This window comes from Rhodococcus sp. P14, from assembly GCF_000256505.1.
GTDB lineage: Bacteria > Actinomycetota > Actinomycetes > Mycobacteriales > Mycobacteriaceae > Rhodococcus > Rhodococcus ruber.
In genome coordinates, this window is record NZ_AJFC01000044.1 from 1 (window position 1) to 6,350 (window position 6,350).

General features: G+C 74.4%; 2 protein-coding genes and 2 pseudogenes. 1 reads left to right on the plus strand and 3 read right to left on the minus strand.

What is annotated here, in order from left to right:
- A pseudogene (locus OEY_RS0103385) lies at positions 1-462 on the plus strand (flavin-containing monooxygenase); the annotation flags it as partial.
- A 22-nt stretch (positions 463-484) separates the two neighbouring features.
- Here OEY_RS0103385 and recD read toward each other — a convergent pair.
- From recD to OEY_RS0103400, 3 genes and pseudogenes are all read right to left on the minus strand, one after another.
- A complete protein-coding gene (gene recD, locus OEY_RS0103390; protein WP_010592540.1) occupies positions 485-2,353 on the minus strand; it encodes an exodeoxyribonuclease V subunit alpha in 1,869 nt (622 codons plus the stop codon).
- Complete coding sequence (locus tag OEY_RS0103395; RefSeq protein ID WP_010592541.1) at positions 2,350-5,646, minus strand: UvrD-helicase domain-containing protein; 3,297 nt, start codon at positions 5,644-5,646, stop codon at positions 2,350-2,352. The genes recD and OEY_RS0103395 overlap by 4 nt, the downstream gene beginning before the upstream one ends.
- Positions 5,643-6,350: pseudogene (locus OEY_RS0103400) on the minus strand (exodeoxyribonuclease V subunit gamma); the annotation flags it as partial. The pseudogene OEY_RS0103400 and the gene OEY_RS0103395, both read right to left, overlap by 4 nt.

Sequence of the window (6,350 nt, forward strand, 5' to 3'; positions counted from 1 at the left end):
GGCCACGTGCTCTCCGTACGCACCCCGCTCGGCCGGAAGGTACGTGAACTCGAACGCCGCCACGGCGCACCGCTGTTGCGGGTCAAGCGGGAGGACCTCGCCGCGCTCGGCGTCGAACGGATCACCGAACGGGTCACCGGGGTCGTCGACGGCCGCCCGGTCCTCGCCGGCGGTCGCGTCCTCGACGTGACGAACGTGTTGTGGTGCACCGGCTTCCGTCAGGCCTACGACTGGATCGAGCTGCCGGTGCTCGGCCCGGACGGCTGGCCGCTCGAGGAGCACGGGGTGGTGACCACCATTCCCGGCCTGTACTTCACCGGCCTGTGCTTCCAGTCGTCGTTCCGCTCGATGCTCGTCGGCGGGGCCGGCGCGGACGCCGGGCACGTCGTCCGGCACCTCGTCGAGCACCGCGCGCCGGTCGGCCCGATGTCACATCGCTTCGATCCGATCGAACCGATGTGACATTCGGCCACCCGCGCGGGAGTCAGGCGCGCGGCTGCCGGCGCAGTCCGCTGGCTCGCAACACCCGCCGCCCGACCCCGGCGCGGACCGCCTCCTCGGTGCCGATCAGGCGCACGTGACCGCGCGCCCGGGTGATCGCGGTGTACAGCAATTCGCGGGTCAGCAGCGAGGATTCGGGTGGGGGCAGGATCACCGAGACCGTGCCGTACTGGCTGCCCTGGCTGCGGTGGATCGTCATGGCGTACACCGTCTGCACGGCCGACAGCCGACTGGGGTGGAGCCGGAACGGCTCCTTGCCGCGCGCGAACGCCGCGACGGGTTCGCCGTCCGCATCGACGACCACGACGCCGGTGTCGCCGTTGTAGATGCGGGTCTCGTGGTCGTTGGCGGTGACGAGCAGCGGCTGCCCCGGGTACCAGCGCTCGGTGTCGAGCCGCCGGCCGGTGTCGGCGGCGATCCACTCCATCGCCCGCCGCGCCCACCACTGCACCCCGTACGGCCCCTCCCGGTGCGCGCACAGCAGGCGGTGCGTCTCGAACTTCTCGAGCGCGGTCACGTCGTCGCCCGCGACGGCGGCGGCGGTGACGGTCGCGGCGGTGGAGACGACGTCGCGCCGCAGGGCCTCGAGGTCGTCCGGCGCGTGGAAGGACACCTCGGGGCCACCACCGTCGAGGATCCGCATCACCGCGTCGGCGTCGCCCTCCCGCACGGCGACGGCGAGGTGCGCGATGTCGCCGCCGAACCGCCGGCCGCGGCTGAGCCGGATCACGCCGCCGCGCAACCGGTTCCGCTCACCCGCGGAGAGCGACGCCTCGGCGGGGTCGTCGCCGGCATCGAGGTCGGCTGCGACGACGCGCCCGAGGACGGGGTTTCCCGCCGCGGTCACGGGACGGGCGACGAGGTCGGCCAGGACGGCGCCGGCGTCGACCGACGTCAGCTGGTCCGGGTCGCCCACCAGGATCAGCCGGGTGCCGGAGCGGACGGCCTCGAGCAGCCGGCACATCATGGTCAGCGACACCATCGACGTCTCGTCGACGACCACGACGTCGTAGGGCAGGTGGTTGCCGGCGTGGTAGCGGTACCGGGTGCGGCCGCGCTGCCAGCCGAGCATGCGGTGCAGGGTCATCGCGGTCAGGTCGGCGCGCAGGCCCAGCGGCCCGGCCTGCTCGCGGACGGATTCCTGCAGCCGGGCCGCGGCCTTGCCGGTGGGCGCGGCCAGTCCGATCCGCAGGGCGGGACCGTGCAGCGCGGTCAGCAGCGCGAGTATCCGGGCGACGGTGTGGGTCTTGCCGGTGCCCGGCCCGCCCGCGATCACCGTGGTCCACCCCGTGGCGGCCAGCGCCGCGGCGATGCGCTGCCGGTCCGGTGCGGCGGACGGACGACCGGGGTCGTGCTGGTCGCGGAACAACTCGCGCAGTCCCCGCTCGAGCGCCGGCTCGTCGACGACGGGATGACCGAGCCCGCGGGCGTCGAGGATCCGCCGGACCGCCTCCTCCTGACGGAAGTAGCGGTCGAGGTACAGCAGCGGACCGTCGGCGGTCTCGACCAGGCGCAGCGGACGCAGCGGGCCGCGGTCGCCGCCGACGACGAGCGGGCTGCGCCGCAAGCCGGCGACGACGGCGTCGTCCTCCGGCCACGGCAGCGCCGCGAGATCCACCTCGGCGGACTCGTCGACGGTGATCTCGCGCAGCCGGGTCAGGTCCAGGCACACCGAACCGGCGCGCACGGCGCGCACGGCCAGCGCAGTGGCGAGGTGCACCTCCTCGGCGGTCTCCCCCGCCAGCTGGGCGAGCCGCAGCGCGACGTGCACGTCGGCGGCCGCGAGCACCCCGGCCTCGTTGAAGACCCGCAGGGCACCCTTGCCGCGCTGGGCCACCTGGGCGTTGGTCACGGAATCTCCTTGCCTGCCAACAGATCGGACAGTGCGGCGACGAGGGCGGGCGGCGGCGTCCAGTCGAACACACCGCAGCCCGCCGGGGTCTCCGGACCGACCATGCCGCGCACGAACAGGTACTGCACGCCGCCGAGATGCACCGCCGGGTCGTAGCCGGGCAGCCGCCACCGCAGGTACCGGTGCAGGGCGGCGGCGTACAGCAGCGCCTGCATCGGATAGTGGGCGCGCAGCATCTCCTGCGCCATCCGGTCCCGGGTGTAGTGGGCGGTGGTGAGCTCCTCCGGCCCGAGGCGGTTCGTCTTGTAGTCGACGATCACGAACCGCGGCTCGGTGCCGCGGATCCGCAGCACCGAATCGATGCTGCCGGTGAGATAGCCGCGCAGCGGGGTGGGCTCGAGGGTGCCGACGAGATCGGCGTACGAGGCGAACGGGTCGTCGGCGGGCAGGTGCGCACGCAGCAACCGGGCGACACCGTCGAGGGTGACGGTGGTGGCGACTGGATCGTCCCCGCCGGCGAGGGGCAGCTCGAAGTCGAGTTCGGCGAGGCGGTCGGCCGGGGCGATGTCGGCGAGTGTGCCCGCGTCCCCACCGAGCGGGGTCCGCAGGACCGGCAGCAGTGCCGTCGCCAGCTCCTCGGGGTCGACGTCGGAGAACTGTTCGGCGACGGTGTCGCGGCAACAGCGCAGCAGTTCCGCGCCGAGGTCGGCGGCGGCGGTGTCGACGACCTCGAGCACCGCGTGCACGAGGGTGCCGAACACCGCCCCACCGGGCAGGGCGTTCATCGGGGACTCGATGCCCTCGCCCGCGTCGGCCGGCAGCAGCGGCGGCTCCTCCGGTTCGTCGATGTTCACCGGCTGCTCGGTCTCCGCCCGCACCTGGTGGGGTTCGTCGTGGGCGGCGGCGGTGAGGGCGGTGTACGAGGTGCGCCGCCAGGCGTCGTCGAGCTCGCGGTCGAAACGCGCCGCCTCGAGGTCCACGACGGCCTCACGCGGGCGCACCCACGTCACGGTGGGGATCGGCGCCGAGCCGACGGCCTCGACGGACACCGAGCCGGCGGCTCGGTCGGCCCACGCGGCGAGCTGCTGCGCCACGATCGGATCCTCGGGCACGCGGGCCTTGGGGGCGACGTCGGACGTGCCGGGTGCCCGGCCGAACAACAGACGGTGCAGCGGGGCGCCGGGGGTGCTGTATCCGGGAGCCCACCACAGCACCAGGTGACAGCGGGCGCGGGTCAGCGCGACGTACAGCAGCCGCAGTTCCTCACCGGCAACCTCGTCGTCGTGGCGCCGGCGACGTTCCCCGTATCCGGGGCTGCCCTCGCCGCCGACGTCGAGGATCCGGCGTCCGGAGTCGTCGTGGAGCAGGAGCCGGTCCGGTTTCGACCGCACGCCCGACTCCCACGCGAACGGCACGTAGACCACGGGGAATTCGAGGCCCTTGCTGGCGTGGACGGTCAGCACCTGCACCGCGGCGGCGTCGCTGTCGAGCCGGCGGCTGCGGTCGGCGCGGGCCGTGCCCGCCTCGGCGATCCGTTCGGTCAGCCAGCGGGTCAGCGCCGTGACACCGAGCGCGCCGGCCGCCGCGGTCTCGTCGAGCAGTTGCGCGAGGTGGCGCAGATCGGTCAGTTCCCGTTCGCCGCCCGGCCAGCCCAGCAGTCGCGGCTCGAGGGCGCAGGACGCGGCGAGGCGCTCGAAGAGCGCGGCGAAGCCGGACCGCTCGAACACGAGGTCCAGCTCGCGCAGCAGGGTGCCGACCGCGGCCACGAGCTCGTCGCCGCGGGTGTCGACGTCCCCGGCGGTGTGCCCCATCAGGGAGGTCAGGGCGGCCAGACGCACCCGGTCGGGGCGGTGCGGCTGCTCGAGTGCCTGCAGCACCCGCAGCCATTCCCGCGCGGCGGGGGTCGCGAAGACGCTGGTTCCGCCCGCGAGCACGGCCGGGATCCCGGCGCGGGTGAGGGCTCCGTGCACGAGGGCGACCTGCGCGTTGGTCCGGACCAGAACCGCGACGTCGCCGGGTTCGACGGGTCGCCGGCCGGCGCCGAGGTCGACGGTGACCTCGCCGCCGAGCAGTGCCGCGATGTCCGCCGCGACGTCGCGTGCCACCCGGGCCTGCAACGCCGGTGCCTTCGGGAAACCGGAGGCCCCGCACGGACCGGCCCCGGCACGCGGCAGGTGCCGCAGCCGCAGCGGCACCGCCCCGGCGATCCGGGACGGCGGCTGCGCGGCCTCGACCCGATGCGCCACGATTCGCGGATCCCCCAGGGCCGCACCGCCGTACAGGTGGTCGAGGGCCGCGAGCAGGTTCCCGTCGCTGCGCCAGTTGCGGACGAGTTCCTGGTGCTCGTCGGCGAACTCCATCGCGCCGAGATAGCTGAGCACCTCGGCGCCGCGGAACGCGTAGATGGCCTGTTTCGGGTCGCCGACGAGGACGAGGGTCGTGCGCCGGTGGAACGCGCTGCGCAGGATCTCCCACTGCAGCGGGTCCGTGTCCTGGAACTCGTCGACGAGCACGACCCGGAATCGGGAGCCGATGCGGCGGCACGCGGCCTCGCCGTGCCCGGGATCGGTCAGCACCGCGTGCAGCAGCGAGAGCTGGTCGTCGTAGTCCCGCAGACCCGCGAGGCGTTTGCGGCGGTCGACCTCGGCCCGCACGGCCCGGGCGAACTCGACGCGTTCACCCGCGGGCGTGCCGTCCGCGCCCTCGGGGGCGAGCGTGGCCTGCGGGTCGAAGATCGCGGCACGCGCGGCCTCCGCCGCCTCCGCGTGTGAGATCGGTGCCGCATCCGCGCGGCCGTACCGACGCAGGTACAGGTCCGCGACGACCTCGGCGGTCAGGTCGTCGACGTCCTCGACGAGCACCGCGGCGGAGTCGCATTCCCCGGCGGTGCCGAGTTCGTCGAGCATGCGCTGGCAGAACCCGTGCGTGGTGGCGATGGTGGCGGCATCGAAGTCGGACAGCGCCCGCAGCAGCCGGCGCCGGTGCGTGGCCACGTCGCCGTCGGCGAGGTGCCGGATCAGCTCGTCGGGATGGCGGCGGGCGGCGTCCGGATCGGCCAGCGCCCGCGCGGCGGCGGCGAACCGGTCCCGGGTGCGTTCGCGCAGCTCCTGCGTCGCGGCGCGGCTGAACGTCACCAGCAGCAGCTCCGACAACTCCGCTGTGCCCTCGGCGACGAACCGGGTGGCCAGGCCGACGAGGGCGTAGGTCTTGCCGGTTCCCGCGCTGGCCTCGAGCACGGTGGTGCCCGTGGGGAGCGTCCCCAGCAGGTCGAACTCGGACACGGTTCGGGTCACGGCCGCCCCTGGATCTCGTTGGACAGCAACGGCTCCCACAGGCGGCGCGCGAGGGCGCCGAATCGGGTGGGCTCGCCGTGCCACGTCTGCTCGTCGTCGCGGGCGGCGACGGAGGTCAGGTCCCGCAGCGTCACGTCGGGGCCGTACAGGTAGGTGAGGTGACGGTCGGTGCGTTCGCCGTAGGTGGATCCGAACTCCTGGGCGGCGGCGTCGAGTCCCATCTCGACGGAGTCGCCGCGGTGGCGGCGCTCGGCGTACTCCGCGGCGGCGGCGGTGGCGGTCGGCAGCGGCTCGTGCAACCCGCGGTCGCGCAGGTCCACGAGGCGGGCGAGTTGCTCCACGGGGTCGGCCGGGGCGTTGATCGTGGACCGCCAGGCCGGGGTGCTGCGGAACCGCCCCCGGCCGGTGGTGACGGCCTGCCACTGCCCCGGCCGGTCCGACGCGGCGACGGCGAGCAGGTGCACCCAGGCGGTGAGGCGGTGTTTCGGCGCCAGCCGGGAGAAGGTGCTGCGGGCGACGACGGCGCCGTGGACCCCGCCGACCGTCCCGGTCAGGCGCCGGCCGTCCCCGAGGTCGACGTTCACGTCGACGGTGTCGGCCGGTCCCGTGTAGATCGGCCGGCACACCGCCACCAGGGTGTCCACGGTGGCGGCGACGTCGTCGAGCGCGAGTTCACCGAGCCGGTACGGCGGGAGGGGGGCGCG